General features: G+C 66.7%; 13 protein-coding genes. 4 read left to right on the top strand and 9 right to left on the bottom strand.

What is annotated here, in order from left to right; genetic code table 11:
- Position 1: 1 nt before the first annotated feature.
- From V6U71_RS08730 to V6U71_RS08700, 7 genes are read right to left on the bottom strand one after another with little or no spacing between them, the layout of a single operon-like run.
- Entirely contained in the window at positions 2-1,354 is a 1,353-nt protein-coding gene (locus V6U71_RS08730) for an NAD(P)H-hydrate dehydratase (RefSeq protein WP_411341870.1), read from the bottom strand.
- 31 nt (positions 1,355-1,385) lie between these two features.
- Positions 1,386-1,775, bottom strand: a complete 390-nt coding sequence (locus V6U71_RS08725) for a hypothetical protein (protein ID WP_411341869.1) — start codon at positions 1,773-1,775, stop codon at positions 1,386-1,388.
- Positions 1,772-3,634 (bottom strand): dihydroxy-acid dehydratase, encoded by a 1,863-nt coding sequence (gene ilvD, locus V6U71_RS08720; RefSeq protein WP_411341868.1) that lies wholly within the window; start codon positions 3,632-3,634, stop codon positions 1,772-1,774. The genes V6U71_RS08725 and ilvD overlap by 4 nt, the downstream gene beginning before the upstream one ends.
- Positions 3,635-3,693: 59 nt before the next feature.
- Positions 3,694-4,425 carry an N-formylglutamate amidohydrolase gene (locus tag V6U71_RS08715; RefSeq protein ID WP_411341867.1) on the bottom strand — a complete coding sequence of 244 codons (732 nt, stop codon included), beginning with the start codon at positions 4,423-4,425 and terminating at the stop codon, positions 3,694-3,696.
- Entirely contained in the window at positions 4,422-5,270 is an 849-nt protein-coding gene (locus V6U71_RS08710) for a 4-(cytidine 5'-diphospho)-2-C-methyl-D-erythritol kinase (RefSeq protein ID WP_411341866.1), read from the bottom strand. The genes V6U71_RS08715 and V6U71_RS08710 overlap by 4 nt, the downstream gene beginning before the upstream one ends.
- Positions 5,267-6,931, bottom strand: coding sequence for a hypothetical protein (locus tag V6U71_RS08705; protein ID WP_411341865.1), 1,665 nt, complete (start codon positions 6,929-6,931; stop codon positions 5,267-5,269). Before V6U71_RS08705 ends, V6U71_RS08710 begins: the two co-directional genes overlap by 4 nt.
- Before the next feature lie 19 nt (positions 6,932-6,950).
- Positions 6,951-8,606, bottom strand: coding sequence for an electron transfer flavoprotein-ubiquinone oxidoreductase (locus V6U71_RS08700; protein ID WP_411341864.1), 1,656 nt, complete (start codon positions 8,604-8,606; stop codon positions 6,951-6,953).
- A gap of 119 nt (positions 8,607-8,725) precedes the next feature.
- On the opposite strand from V6U71_RS08700, the gene V6U71_RS08695 reads away from it, so the two are divergent.
- Genes V6U71_RS08695 through V6U71_RS08680 form a run of 4 tightly spaced genes read left to right on the top strand, consistent with a single transcriptional unit; the run spans position 8,726 to position 12,939 of the window.
- Positions 8,726-9,511, top strand: a complete 786-nt coding sequence (locus V6U71_RS08695) for a uracil-DNA glycosylase family protein (protein ID WP_411341863.1) — start codon at positions 8,726-8,728, stop codon at positions 9,509-9,511.
- A 3-nt stretch (positions 9,512-9,514) separates the two neighbouring features.
- Positions 9,515-11,284, top strand: a complete 1,770-nt coding sequence (locus V6U71_RS08690; RefSeq protein WP_411341862.1) for a lytic transglycosylase domain-containing protein — start codon at positions 9,515-9,517, stop codon at positions 11,282-11,284.
- Entirely contained in the window at positions 11,274-11,798 is a 525-nt protein-coding gene (moaB, locus tag V6U71_RS08685; RefSeq protein WP_411342330.1) for a molybdenum cofactor biosynthesis protein B, read from the top strand. Before V6U71_RS08690 ends, moaB begins: the two co-directional genes overlap by 11 nt.
- Positions 11,799-11,844: 46 nt before the next feature.
- The gene (locus V6U71_RS08680) at positions 11,845-12,939 is read left to right on the top strand and encodes a PA0069 family radical SAM protein (protein ID WP_411341861.1); all 1,095 of its coding nucleotides are present in this window, start codon (positions 11,845-11,847) and stop codon (positions 12,937-12,939) included.
- Here the strand turns inward: V6U71_RS08680 and V6U71_RS08675 are convergent.
- Complete coding sequence (locus tag V6U71_RS08675) at positions 12,936-14,540, bottom strand: long-chain fatty acid--CoA ligase (protein ID WP_411341860.1); 1,605 nt, start codon at positions 14,538-14,540, stop codon at positions 12,936-12,938. The genes V6U71_RS08680 and V6U71_RS08675 overlap by 4 nt on opposite strands.
- Positions 14,541-14,659: 119 nt before the next feature.
- The gene (gene dnaE, locus V6U71_RS08670; protein WP_411341859.1) at positions 14,660-18,148 is read right to left on the bottom strand and encodes a DNA polymerase III subunit alpha; all 3,489 of its coding nucleotides are present in this window, start codon (positions 18,146-18,148) and stop codon (positions 14,660-14,662) included.
- Between the last annotated feature and the right edge of the window lie 179 nt (positions 18,149-18,327).

Below are 18,327 nucleotides of genomic sequence, written 5' to 3'. Positions count from 1 at the left end.
ATTATTCCTTTACCAGATCGTCGGCGACAAGGCCGGGGCCTATACGCGCCGCCTGCGCGATATGCCAGCCTACCGCGGCCACCGCGGCGTCGAAGGGATCGCCGCCGCGCGCCAGCATCGCGCCGCACGCCCCCGCGAGCACATCGCCCGTTCCGGCGGTCGCAAGCCAGGGGCTGCCCGGCCATGCGGCAACAACGCGGCCGTCGGGCGCGGCGATGATCGTGTCGGCCCCCTTGTAGACAACCACGGCCTGCGTCCGCACCGCGGCGGCCTTCGCCCGGTCAATCTTGCTACCGTAGAGCTGCGGAAAGGTGCGCGCGAACTCGCCTTCGTGCGGCGTCAGGATCGCCTTGCACGGCGTTTCGGAGAGGCGCGGCAACGCCGCCGCGATCGCCGCGGCGTCGAGGACGAGCGGCTTGCCCGAATCGAGCGCCGCCTCGACATCGAACAGCAGTTCGTCGCCGGCCGGAAAGCCGGGCCCGATGACGACCGCACCGACGCGCGGATCGTCGAGCCGTTCGCCGAACTTCTCTTCGCCCTCGACGACGATTGCGGCGAACGGTGCCCGCTCGCTGCCGTCGAGGACGACATAGCCTGCCCCCGCCCGCAGCGCCGCCGCCGCGGTCAGTTCGGCGGCGCCCGGCATCGGTCCCGCGAAGACCAGCACCATGCCGCGGCTGAACTTGTGGGCCTCGGGACGGGGTTTGGCGGGCGGTATCGCCGGCAGGCTGCGCATCGCCCGGTTCGCCGAGATGCCGATCGGCGCCAGCAGGACGCGCCCGCACGCTGCCGCCGTCGGCAACAGCACATGCGCCGGTTTCAGCGCCCCGGGCGCCAGCGTCACGTCGGCTCGAAGCGGCGGCACCCAATCCTTGGCCCCATCGCCGTCGGCACCGCTCGGCACATCGACGGCAAGGATGCGGCTCGCGGCGAAACGGCGCAGCGTCGCCGCCAGACTGTCGGCCAGCGGCCGCGACAGGCCGACGCCGAACAAGGCATCGACGATCAGCGGCGCCGGCTTCGTCTGCTCATCGAGCGTTTCGACCGGTCCGTTCCAGCGCGCACGCGCCGCCGTCGCCAGCTTCGTCGCCGGCTCCGTAAGCGCGGCGACGCGCACATTCGCTCCACGCTCCGCGAGTATTTGCGCCGCGACATAACCGTCGCCGCCATTGTTACCGGGACCGCAGAGGACCAGGATCGGCGCGCCCGCCGCCATCCGCCACGCCGTATCGGCAACGGCGGCCCCCGCATGATCCATCAACTCGGAAAGCGATGTCCCCTGGATCGCGCACGCCGCCTCCGCCTCGCGCATCGCGGCGCCGGTCAGGATCGGGGCATCCGGGGGTATCGACATGGCGCCACCCTATCATGTCCTGCCCAAAAGCCTATTTCGGGCCACCGGTATTGGCGGGCAGGCGGTAACGGTCGGTTCCGACCGCGACCTCGATCAGCTTGTCGCCGACGATCGTGACCTTTGCCGGTTCGGACCCGTCGGCCGACACCAGCCCGCGCCCGTCGGTCGCGATCAGCAGGCGCCGATATCCGACATCGCCGCGCCCGACCACCAGCACGGTCCCGTCGGCACCGCTCATTTCCTCGACGGTGCAGGTCCGGTCGAACAGCTTGGCGCCTTCGAGCGCGCATTCGATGCGGCCGTTTTCGGCCGCTTCGCGCGATCCGCGCGCTTCGGCTTCGGCCAGTTCGCCATTGTCGGGCGCGCCGCTGCATCCGGCGAGCAACAGGAACGGCAGGAATGCGCCCCGGTTCGATATCATGTCTTGCCCCCCTTAAGCTGCGACAGGTCGCGCACCGCGCCGCGCGCGGCGCTCGTCGTCATCGCAGCATAGGCCTGAAGTGCTACCGAAACCTTGCGCGGCCGCGGCTTGGCGGGCTGCCAGGCCGCATCGCCCTTGGCCTCCATGGCTGCCCGGCGCGAAGCCAGTTCGCCCTCCGGAACGGCGAGCGTGATCGTGCGCGCCGGAATGTCTATTTCGATCAGGTCGCCGTTCTCGACAAGGCCGATCGTCCCGCCTTCGGCCGCCTCGGGCGAGACATGGCCGATCGACAGCCCCGACGTACCGCCCGAAAAGCGCCCGTCGGTGATCAGCGCGCACGCGGCGCCGAGCCCCTTCGACTTCAGATAGCTCGTCGGGTAGAGCATTTCCTGCATCCCCGGACCGCCCTTCGGTCCTTCGTAGCGGATGACGACAACGTCGCCCGCCTCGACCTGTCCGGTGAGGATACCCGCGACCGACGCGTCCTGGCTTTCATAAACCTTGGCCGGCCCCGAAAATTTCAGGATCGATTCGTCGACCCCCGCGGTCTTCACGATGCAGCCGTCGAGCGCGATATTGCCCGACAGCACGGCAAGCCCGCCGTCCTTGCTGAACGCATGTTCGGCCGAACGGATCACCCCCGCTTCGCGGTCGAGGTCGAGCGAGTCCCAGCGCCGGTCCTGGCTGAACGCGGTCTGCGTCGGCACGCCGCCCGGCGCCGCCATGAAGAATTTCTGGACGTCGGGATCGTTGGTGCGCGAAATGTCCCATTTGTTCAGGGCGTCGCCCAGGGTCGCGCTGTGCACCGTGGGGAGGTGCGCGTGGATCAGTCCCGCGCGTTCGAGCTGGCCAAGGATCGCCATGATCCCGCCGGCGCGATGGACATCCTCCATATGGACGTCGCTCTTCGCCGGCGCGACCTTCGACAGGCAGGGCACGCGGCGCGACAGCCGGTCGATGTCGGTCATGGTGAAATCGACCCCCGCCTCGAACGCGGCGGCGAGCAGGTGCAGCACCGTATTGGTCGATCCGCCCATCGCGATGTCGAGGCTCATCGCGTTTTCGAACGCCTCGAAGGTCGCGATATTGCGCGGCAGCACGCTGTCGTCGTCCTGTTCGTAATAGCGCTTGCACATCTCGACCGCGAGCCGTCCTGCCGTGAGGAACAATTGCTTGCGGTCGGCGTGGGTCGCGAGCGTCGAGCCATTGCCGGGCAGCGACAGCCCCAGCGCCTCGGTCAGGCAGTTCATCGAGTTGGCGGTGAACATGCCCGAGCAGGAGCCGCAGGTCGGGCACGCCGCCCGCTCGATCTCGGTGACTTCCTCGTCGCTATATTTTTCGTCGGCGGCTGCGACCATCGCATCGACCAGATCGAGCGCGACCTCCTTGCCCTTGAGCACCACCTTGCCCGCTTCCATCGGCCCACCGGAGACGAACACAACGGGGATGTTGATGCGCAGCGCCGCCATCAGCATGCCGGGGGTGATCTTGTCGCAGTTGGAGATGCACACCATCGCATCCGCACAGTGGGCATTGACCATATATTCGACGCTGTCGGCGATCAGGTCGCGGCTCGGCAGGCTGTAGAGCATGCCGTCGTGCCCCATCGCGATGCCATCGTCGACCGCGATCGTGTTGAATTCCTTGGCAACCCCGCCCGCAGCCTCGATCTCGCGCGCCACCATCTGGCCGAGGTCCTTCAGGTGGACGTGGCCGGGGACGAACTGGGTGAAGCTGTTGACGACCGCGATGATCGGCTTGCCGAAGTCGCTGTCCTTCATCCCCGTCGCGCGCCATAGCCCGCGGGCGCCGGCCATGTTACGGCCGTGGGTGGTGGTGCGCGAACGATATGAAGGCATTTTCAACAGTCCTGATAATTTTATTTCAAAAATAAGCGAAGAAACGCGCCTCTACACGCCTATCCGGCCAGATTCAATGTAACTTTGCTGCACATGCGAGAAAGCCGTTCGGCAAACAGCGCTTGCCCCGCCGCATCGCGCACAAGGTCCTGCCGCATCTCGATCCCGACATAGGGAATCCCATTGCCTTCGGCATGGCGGTTCATCGTCGCGTTGAGCAATTTGCCTGAGTAAGGAAGCTGGTCGCCGACGTTGAGCCCTTCGGCTGCTAGCGCCGCGATCGCCGCCGCCGCAAGCCGGTCGTCCTCGTTATACAGCACCCCGACATGCCATGGCCGCGCCTGTTCGGGATGCGCCGCCAGCGCCGGCGTAAAGCTGTGCAGCGACAGGATCATCGCCGGGCGGTACGCCGCAATCGTTGCGGCAATATGGTCGTGATAGGGCCGGAAAAACCGCGCCAGCCGCGCCTCGCGCCCCGCATCGTCGAGCGCATTGCCCGGCACCGCGTGGCCGTCGCTGGCGATCGGCAACACGCCGGGGGCGTCTTCTTCACGGTTGCAGTCGACCACCAGCCGCGACACCCCGCCGAGGATCGCGGCATCGACCGCGCCGCCTTCGACGAGCAGCGCCGCCACCTCGGCAACCCCGATGTCGATGGCGATATGCTCGCCGAGCAACGCGGGATCGATGCCGAGATCGATATCGGCGGGCACGAAGGCCGAGGCATGGTCGGCGATCAACAGGATGCCCCCTGCCCGCGTCGCGCCCAGTTGCCGCCACGCCTCGCTCATCGCAATGCTCCCGCCATCTGCCACCAGTGCGGCCGGCTTTGTGCCAGATGTGCGGCGGCGGCATCGCGCTCGGCCGGCGCGTCGAACAGCGCGAAACAGGTCGCACCCGACCCCGACATCCGCGCCAGCCATGGCCGCAGGGCGCCGAGTTCGGTCAGCACGTCGACGATCGCCGGACACTGGGCAATTGCCGGACGCTGGAGGTCATTCCGCCCGGCAAAGAGCTGCGCGCGGAGGTCTGCCCCGGTGAACAGTGGCCCGCGGTCGATGCCGTCCCACGCCGCGAACACCGGTCCGGTCGCCACCGGTTGGCGCGGGTTGACGAGCAGCACCGGAGTGCCGGACAGCCGGAGTTCGGGAAGCGCGCTCAGCGCGTCCCCCGTCCCAAGGCCGAGGCAGGTCGCGCTGGCGACGCAGGCCGCAATATCGGCGCCGAGCGGTGTGACCAGCCGCGCGAGCTGCGCGTCGCCCAGTTCGGGCAGGAAGTGTCGCCGGACCAGCCGCGCCATCGCCGCCGCGTCGGCCGACCCGCCGCCGATCCCGGCGGCGACCGGCAGGCGCTTGGTCAGCGTGACCGCCAGCGGCGGTACGCGATCAGCGCCATAGCGCGTGCGCAGCAGAGTCAACACCCGGCGAACCAGATTATCCTCGCCCGCCGTCAGTCCCTCGGCAAAATCGCCGTCGATGGTCAGGCTGTCGACGTCGGCGAACTCCGCCGCGATTCCATCGCCGTCGTCGACGAAGGCGAACAGCGTCTCGATATCGTGATAGCCGTCGGCGCGGCGCCCGCGGACGTGCAGCGCGAGGTTGATCTTCGCCCAACCGGTTTCGCGAAAGGCGGTCATGGCGCGGTCGTTGCTTCGCTCAGCCCGTCGCGGAGCTTCGCCTCGATCCGCGTCGCCATGTCCGCCTCGGCGAGCAGCGCCGCGGCGCGCCAGCTATAGCGTGCCTGAAACCGCCGCCCGGCCTTCCAATAGGCATCGCCGAGATGCTCGACGATCACCGGATTGTCGGGTTCGCCCGCTTGCGCCTTTTCGAGCAGCGGCACTGCTTCCTCGACACGGCCGGTCAGGAAATAGGCCCAGCCGAGCGAGTCGGTGATGCTCGCATTCTGCGGTTCTTCGTTCCACGCCGCCTCGATGCGCGCGAGCGAGGTCTTGACGTCCTTGCGCCGCTCAAGCGCCGAATAGCCTGCGAAATTCAGAACGGTGGCATCGTTCGGCCGCAGCGCCACCGCCTTTTCGAGCAAGGGTTCGGCTTCACCCCAGGCGTCGGCCTGCAGCAAGAGTTCGGCGCGCGCGATCAGCAGCGTGCCGCGCAGCGCCGCGTCGTCTTCCCCCGTACCGAGCGTCGCTTCGAGCCGCGCATAGGCGCGTTCAGCCGCCTTGGGGTCGTCCGATCGCCGGGCGATATCGGCAAAGCGCACGAGCAGGCTGCGCACCGGCGGTTCCTGCGCAGCGGCCGCCTCCGCCAGCTTCGCGGCGCCCGCGAGATCGCCGGCGTCGGCCATCAGCTCGGCGCGGCGCATGTCGAGCACCGGTGGCATCGCGCGGCGGCTGCCCGCGAGCAACGCCAGCGCGTCCTGCCGCTGATCATTGCGATCGAGCGCCTCGACCAGCGCCGACCGCGCCATCCAGTCGTTCTCGTCGAGCCAAAAGGCCGTGCGCCCGAACAACAAGGACAGTTTCGGGCTGCTGTTAGGCGTGCGTGCGAAGGCATCGGCGAGCAGTGCCATCCAGTGGCCGATCCCGCCGCGCGGCGTCGATACCGGCTGGTCGGGCAAGAGCAGCATCGGATCCTCGCGGCCGCCCGATGCGAGCGCGATACGTCCCCGCAGCCGGTCGCCCGCTTCGCCCTGCCCCGCCTTGTCGAGCGTTGCCGCGACGCGAAGGGCGACGAGCTGGCTCGTCCGGTCGGTCAATATGATCTCGTCGGTAATCGACACAGCTTCGGCCGTTCGTCCCGTCGCGAGCTTGACCAGTGCCGCTTCGAGCAGCAGCGCAGGTTCGGGCCTCGCCCGGACGCCGGCAGCAGCGAGGTGACGTTCTGGCTGTTTCACCCGCGCGCCGACATCGATCCATGTATCGAGCGTCGGCTGAATCAGACGCGATATCGCGTCGCCACCGGTCTTGTCGGCGCGACCGCCCATATAGAGCTGCGCACCCTTCCAGTCGGCACGGCGGATCGCGTCGACCAGCAGGACGAGTTGGGCGTCGAAACGGCGATCGCCGACCTGCCAGAGCTGCGCCGCGGCGCCGCGTGCTACTGTGAGGTCGCCCGTCTCGATCGCCCGTTCGAGAATCCGCCCGCGCAGCCCGGGAAGCGTCGGCGCGTGACTGGCGAGCGTTTCGAGGGCCGACAGGGCCGCGGCAGGGTCGCCGGCCTCCTCGGCCAGCCGCGCCCGCACCAGCGCATTCAGCGCCCCGCCATTGTCCTCGGCGCTCCACGCGGGCGATGCGAGCACCAGCATCGGCAGCGCGGCGGCGCCAACCGCGAGGAAGCGCACCGCAAGGAACCGGGCGGACTTACATGTTCGGATAATTGGGGCCTCCGCCGCCTTCGGGGGTGACCCAGTTGATATTCTGGGTCGGGTCCTTGATGTCGCACGTCTTGCAATGGACGCAATTCTGCGCGTTGATCACGAACTTGGGATCGCCCTCGGCCTCGCCGACGATCTCGTAAACCCCCGCCGGGCAATAGCGCTGCGCGGGCTCGTCATAGAGCGGCAGATTATATTCGACCGGAATCGACGGGTCCTTGAGCTGGAGGTGGACCGGCTGGTCCTCCTCATGGTTGGTGTTCGACAGGAACACCGACGACAGGCGGTCGAAGGTCAGCACGCCGTCGGGCTTCGGATAGTCGGGCTTCGGCATCATGTCGGCGCGATAGAGCGTCGTGTTGTCGGGATGATGCTTCATCGTGAAGGGCATGCGAATCTTCAGCGTTTCGGCCCACATGGTGATGCCCGACAGGATCGTACCCGCCAGATCGCCATATTTCTCGACGAGGGGCAGGACATTGCGCACGACGCTGAGTTCCTTCTTCACCCAGCTATCGTCATAGGCATCCTGATAGGCGGTCAGCGTATCGCTGCCGCGCCCTGCGGCCACCGCCGCAAACGCCGCCTCGGCCGCCATCATGCCGGACTTCATCGCGGTATGCGTGCCCTTGATACGGGGGACGTTCAGGAAACCGGCGCTGTCGCCGATCAGCGCGCCGCCCGGAAAGGCGAGCTTCGGCACCGACTGATAGCCGCCATCGCTGATCGCGCGCGCGCCGTAGGAGACGCGCTTGCCGCCCTTCAGGATCCTGGCGATCTCGGGGTGCGTCTTCCACTTCTGCATTTCCTGGAAGGGCGAGGTGTGCGGATTGCGATAGTTGAGCCAGGTCACGAAGCCCAGCGCCACCTGCCCGTTCGCCTGATGATAGAGGAAGCCGCCGCCATTGCTGTTGTGATCGAGCGGCCAGCCCTGCGTGTGGATGACGCGGCCCTCGGCATGATTTTCGGGTTTGATGTCCCACAATTCCTTGACGCCGAGGCCATAGACCTGCGGCTCGCAATCGGCGTCGAGCGCGAATTGCGGCTTCAGCATCTTGGTCAGGTGGCCGCGCACGCCCTCGCCGAAGAAAGTATATTTGGCGTGGAGTTCAAGGCCCGGCTGATAATCGCCCTTGTGGCTGCCGTCGCGCGCGACGCCCATGTCGCCCGTCGCGACGCCCTTTACCGAACCATCGTCGTTGTAGAGGATTTCGGCGGCAGGGAAGCCCGCAAAAATCTCGACCCCCAGACCTTCGGCCTGCTCGGCGAGCCAGCGGCAGAGGTTGCCAAGGCTGCCGGTATAGGTGCCCTTGTTGTGCATGAAACCGGGCGAGATGAATTCGGGCAGGCCGAATTTCTTCGTCTTGGTCAGCACCCAATGCTGGTTGTCGTTGACCGGCACCTGCGCGAGCGGGCAACCCTGTTCGCGCCAGTCGGGGATCAGTTCGTCGAGCGACTTCGGATCGATCACCGCGCCCGACAGGATGTGCGCGCCGACCTCGGAGCCCTTTTCGAGGATACATACCGATAGTTCGCTGCCCGCTTCGTTCGCGAGTTGCTTGAGGCGGATCGCCGCCGAAAGGCCCGCCGGGCCCGCTCCGACGATGACCACGTCATAGGGCATCGATTCCCGTTCGCTCACCGCAATAACCTTTCTGCCGTCCCCGCGCCGATCATTCATCGTGTCCGGCGCTCATTCTGTCACGAATTGCGATGCCCGCCAATTGACGCGTCCGTCAACTCTCTGTTTGAAACAAATTCATGGGTGGGCAAAAATCGGCCTTGCTGGCGGAAAGCATTTGCGACTGGTGGTCGCTGGCTGGCGTCGATGCACTTGTCGGCGAAGAGCCGGCGGGTTGGCTGGTCCTGCCGCCCGCGAATGATGCCGCTCCACCGAAACTCAAGGCGCCCACCACCGAGCCCGAGGCGATGCCGCTCCCGGCCGCGCTCCAGCGGCAGGAAGCGCCGATAGCGCCCGCCGCCAAGGGCCCCGTCGTTTTTCCGGAAGAATGGGCCGCGTTCCAGAACTGGCTCGCCGAAGATCCCGACGTTCCGGGCAGCCAGTGGGACGCCCGCCGCGTCCTGCCCGCCGGAAATCCCGGCGCGCCGCTGATGCTGTTGACCGCCTGGCCCGAGGTCGACGACCAGCGTGACGGCGCCTTGTTCGCGGGTCCCGCGGGAACGTTACTCGATGCGATGTTGCGAGCGATCGGTGCCAGCCGCGCCGACTGTTATGTCGCGAGCCTCGCCATCACCCGGCCGCCGGGCGGTCGCTGCAACGAGCGTGACACGGCCGAACTCGACCGGCTGCTCTGGCATCATCTGCGGCTTGCGGGGCCCGAACGGCTCCTGCTGATCGGGAGCGACATCGTGCGCATGGCTGCAAATATCGCCCTCGCGGATGCGCGCGGAAGGTTACTCGATGTTAACCAAGATGGCCGCAAGATGGAGACAGTGGCCGTCGCGCACCCCGCGATGCTGCTGGCCCGGCCCGCCCACAAGGCGGCGGCCTGGGATAGCCTCAAACTGTTCAACCGGGGACGTTGACAGATGACGATAAAGACAATTTTTCTCTCTTGCACCCTTGCGGCGTCCGCAATTTGCGCCGCGCCCGCACTTGCCGCCGATGCCGGCGACCGCGATCTGACCGCGCAGCCGCAGACCGTGCCCGACATATTATCGTCGAAACAGAAACAGCTTTACACGCAGGTGATCGTGGCTATCCGCAGCCAGCGTTGGGCCGAGGCAAAATCGCTCCTCGACAGCGCCGACCAGGACGCTAAGGGGGGCCCGCTCAATGATTTCCTCCGCGCCGAACTGCTCACCGCACCGAACAGCCCGCGCGCCGAAGTCGCCGACATCATGCCGATCCTCGCCCGCTCGCCGCAATTGCCGCAGGCCGAGCAGCTCGGCCGGCTCGCGGCCAAGCGCGGTGCGACCGACCTGCCGACGCTGCCGATGCAGACGCGCCTGTCGTGGGCGGGCAGCGCGCCGCGCCGGCTGGGTGCCGACAGCGTCAGCGATCCGGTCGCCGCGCGGCTTGCCGCGACGATCCCCGATCGCATCAAGAACGACGATCCGGCGGGCGCCGAAGCGCTGCTCAACGCCGTTGCCGACCAGCTCACGCCGCAAGCGCGCGCCGAATGGACGCAGAAGGTCGCCTGGTCCTATTATATCGAGAATGACGACCAGAATGCGCTCAGGCTTTCGCTGGCCTGCACGTCCGGCGGCGGTGCCTGGGCGACGCAGGGCGCCTGGGTTCAGGGCCTCGCCTCGTGGCGCCTCCACGATTACCGCACCGCGCTCGTCTCGTTCGATCGCGTCGCCAAGGAAGCGCCCGACAGCGAAACCCGCGCCGCCGCTTATTATTGGGCTGCCCGCGCCGCGATCGCCGCCGGCGATCCTGCGTCGGTCCAGCCGCGCCTGCGCGCCGCCGCCGCGAACGAGGAGACGCTCTACGGTCTGCTCGCCGCCGAAACGCTGGGCGTCGAAACCGGCAGCCAGCGCGAGAAAGTCCGCGCCGACCGCAGCGCCTGGCGCGCGCTGGAGGATTTACCCAACGTCCGCATCGCGATGGCGCTCGCCGAAATCGGCGAGGATAAATATGCCGGCGCGGCGCTGCGCCATCAGGCGCAGATCGGCAATCCCGAACAGCATGCCCAGTTGATCGGCATGGCGGGCGCACTCAGCCTCCCCGAAACGCAACTTTATCTCGCGCATAATACGCCGCAGGGCCGCAAGCTCGCGGCGCAAACACGCTACCCGCAGCCGAAATGGGAACCCAATGGCGGCTGGAAGGTCGATCCAGCGCTCGTCTTTGCACACACGCTGCAGGAATCGCGTTTCCAGCGCACCGTCGTCAGCCCGGCGGGCGCCTTCGGCCTGATGCAGGTGCTGCCCGGCACCGCGCGCGACGTCGCGCGCTGGCGCGGCGACAGCGGCACCGGCGACCTCCGCATCCCGGCGGTCAACATGGATTTCGGGCAGAGCTATCTGCAATATCTCAGCCGCGACGGCGCGACCGGCGGCCTGCTGCCCAAGGTCATCGCCGCCTATAACGCCGGGCCCGCCCCGGTCGCGCGCTGGCAGACCGAGATCCGCGATCAGGGTGACCCCCTGCTCTACATGGAATCGATCCCTTATTGGGAGACGCGGGGCTATGTCGGCATCGTGCTGCGCAACTACTGGATGTACGAAGCGCAGCAGGGCAAGCCTTCGGTCAGCCGCGCCGCGCTCGCGCAGGGCAAATGGCCGCGCTTTCCCGACGGCAAGGACCGCGTCCGGCTGAGCTATGCCGGCGGCCTCGCCGATGCCAATTGACGAGACTCTCGAATTCCGGCCCGTCCGGATCGCCGTCCTGACGATTTCGGACAGCCGCAGCGAAGCCGACGACAGGTCGGGCGACAAGCTGGTCGAATTGCTCACCGATGCCGGCCACGTCCTTGCCGCGCGCGCGATCATCCGCGACGAGGGCGATCTGATCGTCTCGCGGCTGCATAACTGGATCGACGATGCCGAAGTCGATGTCGTGATCACGACCGGTGGTACCGGCGTCACCGGCCGCGACGTGACGCCCGAGGCGCTGCACCGCCTCGACGGCAAGGATATTCCCGGCTTCGGCGAGCTGTTCCGTTGGCTCAGCTACCAGAAGATCGGCACCTCGACGATCCAGTCGCGCGCCTGCGCCGTCGTCACGCGCGGGACCTATATCTTCGCACTTCCGGGCTCGACCGGCGCGGTGACCGACGCATGGGAAGGCATTTTGTCGACCCAGCTCGACAGCCGGCACAAGCCCTGCAACTTCGTCGAACTGATGCCGCGGCTCACCGAATAGCGCATTTGTTCTTTCTTTGTTCTCATCGGCGCGATATTCTCGCCCGATGGAATCAGCCAAACCCCTGCCCCCCATCGCGGGCCGCGGCGCGCCGACCAATTTGCGGCCGACGCGCACCGGGTCGGCCGAGCGGGTTGCCGACGGCGACTGGCTCGACGCAGCCGAAGATATCGACGGTGCGCCGCCACCGCTGCGCACGACCGTGACGGTCGAGCATCCGAAGACGATCATCGCGCGCAACAGCTCGCCCGACATAGGGTTCGACCGCTCGATCAATCCCTACCGCGGCTGCGAGCATGGCTGCATCTATTGCTTCGCGCGACCGACGCACGCCTTTCACGACCTGTCGCCGGGGCTGGATTTCGAAAGCAAGCTGTTCGCGAAACCCGACGCCGCAAAGCTGCTGCGCTCCGAACTCGCCAAGCGCAATTACAAGGTCGCGCCGATCGCGATCGGCACCAACACCGACGGTTACCAGCCGATCGAGCGCGAATGGGGCATCACCCGCCAGATCGTCGAAGTGCTCGCCGAAACCAGGCATCCGCTGCTGATCACCACCAAGTCCGACCGCCTGCTCCGCGACATCGACCTGCTCGCGCAAATGGCGGCCGACAATCTGGTCGGGGTCGCGATTTCGGTAACGACGCTCGATCCCAAGGTCGCGCGCACGCTCGAACCGCGGGCGCCGCACCCGCGCCGCCGCCTCGCCGCGATCCGGGCGCTGATCGACGCCGGGGTACCGACGCAGGTCAATATCTCGCCGATCATCCCCGCGATCACCGATCACGAGATCGAGGCGATTATGGCCGCCGCCGCCGAAGCGGGCGCAATCCGCGCCTCCTATATCCTGATGCGTCTGCCGTTCGAGGTCGCGCCGCTGTTCCGCGCCTGGCTTGCCGCACACTATCCCGACCGCGCCGACAAGGTGATGCACATGGTGCAGGACATCCGCGGCGGTCGCGACAACGACCCGAATTTCTTCACGCGCATGAAGGGTCAGGGCGTCTGGCCGCAACTGATCCGCCAGCGCATGAAGCGCGCGGCGCGCGAGCATGGCATGGACAAAAGCTTCCCGCCGCTCCGCAGCGACCTGTTCCGGCCGCCCGAACGCGACGGTCAGATGGAGTTGTTCCGGGTCTAGGCCGCCGCCAGCGACTTCAGCTTGTAATCCTTGTAATCGTCACGAAGCTGCCGCTTGAGTATCTTTCCGGTCGCGGTGTGCGGCAGTTCGTCCACGAACACGACCTCGTCGGGCAACCACCATTTGGCGACCTTGTCGGCGAGATATTCGACGATCGCCGCCTCGCTGACCTCCACGCCGGGTTTGCGGACGATGAGCAGGATCGGCCGCTCGTCCCATTTCGGGTGATAGACGCCGACCGCGGCGGCTTCCTGCACGCCGGGCGCGCCGACCGCCGCATTTTCGAGCTCGATCGAGCTGATCCACTCGCCGCCCGACTTGATGACGTCCTTCGCGCGGTCGGTGATTTGCATGACGCCGTCGGGATGGATCACCGACACGTCGCCGGTATCGAACCAGCCATCGTCGTCGGCCGCATCCTCGTCGGCGCGGAAATAGCGCTTGATGATCCACGGCCCGCGGATCTGCAATCGCCCGCTCGACACGCCGTCGTGGGGCAGGACATTGTCTTCGTCATCGACGACGCGCAGCTCGACCCCGAACGGCGGACAGCCCTGACGGCAGACGACGTCGACGCGCTCGTCGAAGCTCATCGCGTCCCAGTTCCACGGTTTTTTGCCCATCGTCCCGATCGGTGAGGTTTCGGTCATGCCCCAGGCATGCGCGACATCGATGCCGGCGTTCATGAAGCGCTCGATCATCGCGCGCGGCGCGGCCGACCCGCCGATGATCACGCGCCGGAGCGCGCCATAGCCGATGCCCGTCGCATCCATATGCGCGAACATCGCGATCCACACCGTCGGCACGCCAGCGCTGTGCGTCACGCCTTCGTCGTGCATCAGGTCGCACAGCACCTGCGCATCGTTCGTCGCCGAAAACACCAGCTTCGCGCCGATCGTCGCGGCGGCGAACGGGATGCCCCAGCTATTGGCGTGGAACATCGGCACGATCGGCAGGATCGCGCTGCGGTTCGACAGGTCGAACACATCGGGCTGGATTTCGGTGATCGCATGGATGACGTTCGAGCGATGTTCGTAGATCACACCCTTGGGATTGCCCGTCGTACCGCTGGTGTAGCAAAGCCCCACCGGATCGCGCTCGTCGAGCTGGACCCACGGGAAACTGCCGTCCTCGGCATCGATCAGGTCGCGATAGGACAGATAGCCATCGCGCGCGGGCGCATCGAACAGGATGAAATGCTCGACCGTCGGTAGCTGGTCGCGCAAACGCTCGACGATCGGCAGGAAGGCAGCGTCGAACAGCAGCACCCGGTCTTCGGCGTGATTGATGATATAGACGAGCTGCTCGTCGAACAGCCGCGGGTTCACCGTGTGCAGGACCCCGCCCATCCCGGCGGTACCGTACCAGCTGACGAGATGATGGCCGTGATTCATCGCCAGCGTCGCAATGCGGTCGCCCTTTTGCATCCCCAGCTTCACCATCGCGGCGGCGAAACGCCGCGCATCGGCACCGACCTCGCCCCAGGTCGATCGCGTCAGGCTGCCGTCGGCCCAGCGCGAAATAATCTCGCGTTCGCCATGCTCGCGCGCGGCATGATCGATCAGGCTGGTGACGAGCAGCGGCTGGCCTTGCATTCCCATCGTGGCACCTCTCCATTTATCTTTGAACAAGCGATAGGTCGGGAAAGGCCTTCGGCGCAAGCACCGGATAGTCACCGCGGTCATTCCCGCCGGGTATGGCCAGCGCCCGAAGACGTCGCCTAGCGCACCCGGAACTCGCGCGGCGCGACCAGCGACAGCACAGCTTCGGTGACGCCGCCGATCATATCGAGCCGCGCGACGACATCGGGACCCAGCGCGAAACGTCGCCCCAGTTCGACGCGGACATCCTCGTCGGTCAGCGGATCGCGGGTCGACAGGATCACACGGCCGCGCGCATCGTCGCGGCATTCGAGCAGCTTTGCGATTTCCGCCACCGCCTCGGCCAGCTCGACCCGGCACGTCAATTGCAGCGCCGCCGTCGCGGCGATGTCCACAAGCGACTGCGCCCCCCGCACCGTTACGCGCGGCGTTTCCTCGCCTTCGAGCAGATCGAGTTCGACCGACAGCATCGCACAGCCGCCATCGGCCGCGAGCGCTTCGAGTATCTTGCCCGCCCCCTCGTCGAAACAGCTCGACTGGAACTGGCCGCTGCGGTCGGACAGCGTCAGATTGAGGAAACGGTTGCCGCGCTGCGACACGCGCGGACGCGCGCTTTCGACCATCGCTGCCATCACCATCGGGATGCGCGTTCCCGGCGTCATTTCGACATTTTCGCAAATGTCGCCATAACTCCGCGCGCCGCGCGCCGCGATGATCGCTTCATATTGCTCGACGGGATGCGCCGAGAAGTAAAAGCCGAAGGCTTCCTTCTCGCGCGTCATCCGCTCGGCCAGCGTCCACGGCTCGGCCGCCGAAAGCTGGAGGACCGGCATGATCGCGACATCGCCGCCGAACAGCCCCCCCTGCCCCGTCGAACGCTCGTGCGCCGAATTGTTCGCGCAGGCGAGCAACGCTTCTGCGCCGGCATAGGCGCGCGGCCGGTCGGGCTCGACCGGGTCGAACGCGCCGCCGCCAGCGAGCGCCTCAATCTGACGCCGGTTGAGCTGTTTAGGGTCGATGCGCGCGGCAAAATCGTCGAGGCTCGCGAAATCGCCTTTCGCATGGCGCTCGGCAACGAGCGCTTCCATCGCCTTTTCGCCGACCCCTTTGAGCGCGCCGAGCGCGTAGCGCACCGCCAGTCCCTCATCGCTGCGCCCGACCGAAAAATCGGCCTCGCTGTCGTTGATCGACGGCGGCGCCACCTCGACTCCCAGCCGGCGCATATCGTCGATGAAGATCGACAATTTGTCGGTCTGATGGCTGTCGAACGACATCGACGCCGCAAAGAATTCGTGCGGATAATGCGCCTTCAGCCACGCCGTCTGGTACGACAACAGCGCATAGGCGGCGGCATGGCTCTTGTTGAAGCCATAGCCCGCGAACTTGTCGATCAGGTCGAACAGCTCGTTCGCCGCCTTTGGGGCGATCTGGTTATGCTCGCCGCAGCCAGTGACAAAGGTCTCGCGCTGCGCGTCCATCTCGGCCTGGACCTTCTTGCCCATCGCCCGGCGCAGCAGGTCGGCACCGCCGAGGCTGTAGCCGGCAAGGATCTGCGCCGCCTGCATCACCTGTTCCTGATAGACGAAGATGCCATAGGTTTCGGCGAGGATGCCTTCGAGCAGCGGGTGCGGATAGGCGATCTTCTCCCGCCCGTTCTTGCGCGCACCGAACAGCGGGATATTGTCCATCGGACCGGGACGATAGAGCGCGACGAGCGCGATGATGTCACCGAAATTGGTCGGCTTCACCGCCGACAGCGTGCGCCGCATCCCTTCGGATTCCAACTGGAACACCCCGACCGTCTCGCCGCGCTGGAGCAGTTCGTAGACCGCCGTGTCGTCCCACGCGAGTGCGTCGAGGTCGACGTCGATCCCGCGCAGCGCGAGCAGCCGCCGCGCCTCTTTCAGCACCGACAGCGTCTTGAGCCCGAGAAAGTCGAATTTCACCAGCCCGGCGCTCTCGACATATTTCATGTCGAACTGCGTCACCGGCATGTCCGATCGCGGATCGCGATAGAGCGGCACCAGCTGGTCGAGCGGCCGGTCGCCGATCACCACCCCGGCGGCGTGTGTCGAGCTGTGCCGCGGCAGGCCTTCTAGCTGCTTGGCCATGTCGAACAGCCGCCGGACCCCGTCGTCCTGCTTATACTCGGTCATCAGCTCGGCAACGCCGTTCAGCGCGCGGTCGAGCGTCCACGGGTCGGTCGGATGGTTGGGTACCAGCTTCGCCAGCCGGTCGACCTGCCCATAGCTCATCTGGAGGACGCGGCCGGTGTCCTTGAGCACCGCGCGCGCCTTCAGCTTACCGAAGGTGATGATCTGCGCGACGGTATCGCGGCCGTATTTCTCCTGCACATAGCGGATCACCTCGCCGCGCCGCGTTTCGCAGAAGTCGATGTCGAAGTCGGGCATCGACACGCGCTCGGGATTGAGGAAGCGCTCGAACAACAGGCCGAGTTTGAGCGGATCGAGATCGGTGATCGTCAGCGCCCAGGCAACGACGCTGCCCGCCCCGGAACCACGCCCCGGCCCCACCGGAATATCGTGCGCCTTCGCCCATTTGATGAAGTCGGCGACGATCAGGAAGTAACCGGGAAACCCCATCTGGACGATAACGCCGACCTCGAAATCGAGCCGCGCGACATAGGCATTGCGCTCCTCTTCGGTCAGTTCGGGATGCAGCGCCAGCCGTGCGTCCAGCCCGACGCGCGCATCGGCGGCGAGCTGCGCCGCTTCGCCCTCGCGGTCGCCCGCAAGGCTCGGCAGGATCGGCGCGCGCTTGGGCGCCATATAGGCGCAGCGCTGCGCGACGACGAGCGTGTTGTGCATCGCCTCGGGCAGGTCCGAGAATGCATCCTCCATTGCCTCGGCGGGCTTCAGCCAGGCCTCGGGACTGCTCGTCCGCCGGTCCTCGCTCTCGACATAGGCCGACTGCGCGATGCACAGCATCGCATCGTGGGCGGGGTGGAATTGCGGTTCGACGAAGCTGGCGGGATTGGTCGCGACGATCGGCAGCGCGCGTGCATAGGCCATGTCGACCAGTGCCTGCTCCGCCGCCTTTTCGGTGTCGTCGCCGCGCCGCGACAATTCGATATAGAGCCGCCCGCCGAATAGCGCCTCGAGCTGTTCGACATAATCATCCGCCGCGGTCGCCTGTTCGCCCGCGAGCAGCCGCGCCAGCGCGCCTTCGCCGCCGCCGGTCAGGCAGATGAGCCCGTCGGTCTTGCCCGCCAGCGCCGACAGGGTGACGTGCGGATCCTGCTCGATCGGCCGGTCGAGATGCGCCGACGAGACGAGCGCGCAGAGATTGCCGTACCCCGTTTCGTCCTGCGCATAGAGCGCGAGCCAGTCGATCAGCGGCGCGCCGTTCGCCAGCCGCTGTCCCGGCCGCGCGACGCTCAGCATCGCGCCGACGATCGGCTGCACCCCCGCCGCCTTGCACGCCTCGCCGAACGCCATCGAGCCATAGAGCCCGTTGCGGTCGCAGATGGCGATCGCCGGAAAGCCACGGTCGCGTGCCGCCTTGGCGATCGCCTTGGGGTCGATCGCCCCCTCCAGCATGGTGAAACTGGAAAAGACGCGGAGCGGAACAAAGGGGCTGAAGGCCATCGGACGACGCTATGCGCCCGCGGCGATTCGCGAAAGGGGCGATTGCCCGTTAGGCGTGCAGAGGGATTATCAATATCTGGGTGCTATGCCATTCACCCGTTTGTCCTGAGGAGCCATTGAGCTTGTCGAAATGGCGTCTCGAAGGACGCTAGCGCCTCCGTCCTTCGAGACGGGTCTTC

It is taken from the genome of Sphingopyxis sp. J-6 (genome assembly GCF_046603995.1).
GTDB lineage: Bacteria > Pseudomonadota > Alphaproteobacteria > Sphingomonadales > Sphingomonadaceae > Sphingopyxis.
The sequence above is the reverse complement of the archived record's forward strand: the minus strand, read 5'-3'. Positions and strand labels throughout refer to the sequence as shown.

Excerpts from the sequence above, each read along its gene's own strand:
- V6U71_RS08730 (WP_411341870.1), bottom strand. The coding sequence starts at position 1,354 with ATGTCGATACCCCCGGATGCCCCGATCCTGACCGGCGCCGCGATGCGC.
- V6U71_RS08725 (WP_411341869.1), bottom strand. The coding sequence starts at position 1,775 with ATGATATCGAACCGGGGCGCATTCCTGCCGTTCCTGTTGCTCGCCGGA.
- ilvD (WP_411341868.1), bottom strand. The coding sequence starts at position 3,634 with ATGCCTTCATATCGTTCGCGCACCACCACCCACGGCCGTAACATGGCC.
- V6U71_RS08715 (WP_411341867.1), bottom strand. The coding sequence starts at position 4,425 with ATGAGCGAGGCGTGGCGGCAACTGGGCGCGACGCGGGCAGGGGGCATC.
- V6U71_RS08710 (WP_411341866.1), bottom strand. The coding sequence starts at position 5,270 with ATGACCGCCTTTCGCGAAACCGGTTGGGCGAAGATCAACCTCGCGCTG.
- V6U71_RS08695 (WP_411341863.1), top strand. The coding sequence starts at position 8,726 with ATGGGTGGGCAAAAATCGGCCTTGCTGGCGGAAAGCATTTGCGACTGG.
- V6U71_RS08690 (WP_411341862.1), top strand. The coding sequence starts at position 9,515 with ATGACGATAAAGACAATTTTTCTCTCTTGCACCCTTGCGGCGTCCGCA.
- moaB (WP_411342330.1), top strand. The coding sequence starts at position 11,274 with ATGCCAATTGACGAGACTCTCGAATTCCGGCCCGTCCGGATCGCCGTC.
- V6U71_RS08680 (WP_411341861.1), top strand. The coding sequence starts at position 11,845 with ATGGAATCAGCCAAACCCCTGCCCCCCATCGCGGGCCGCGGCGCGCCG.
- V6U71_RS08675 (WP_411341860.1), bottom strand. The coding sequence starts at position 14,540 with ATGGGAATGCAAGGCCAGCCGCTGCTCGTCACCAGCCTGATCGATCAT.
- dnaE (WP_411341859.1), bottom strand. The coding sequence starts at position 18,148 with ATGGCCTTCAGCCCCTTTGTTCCGCTCCGCGTCTTTTCCAGTTTCACC.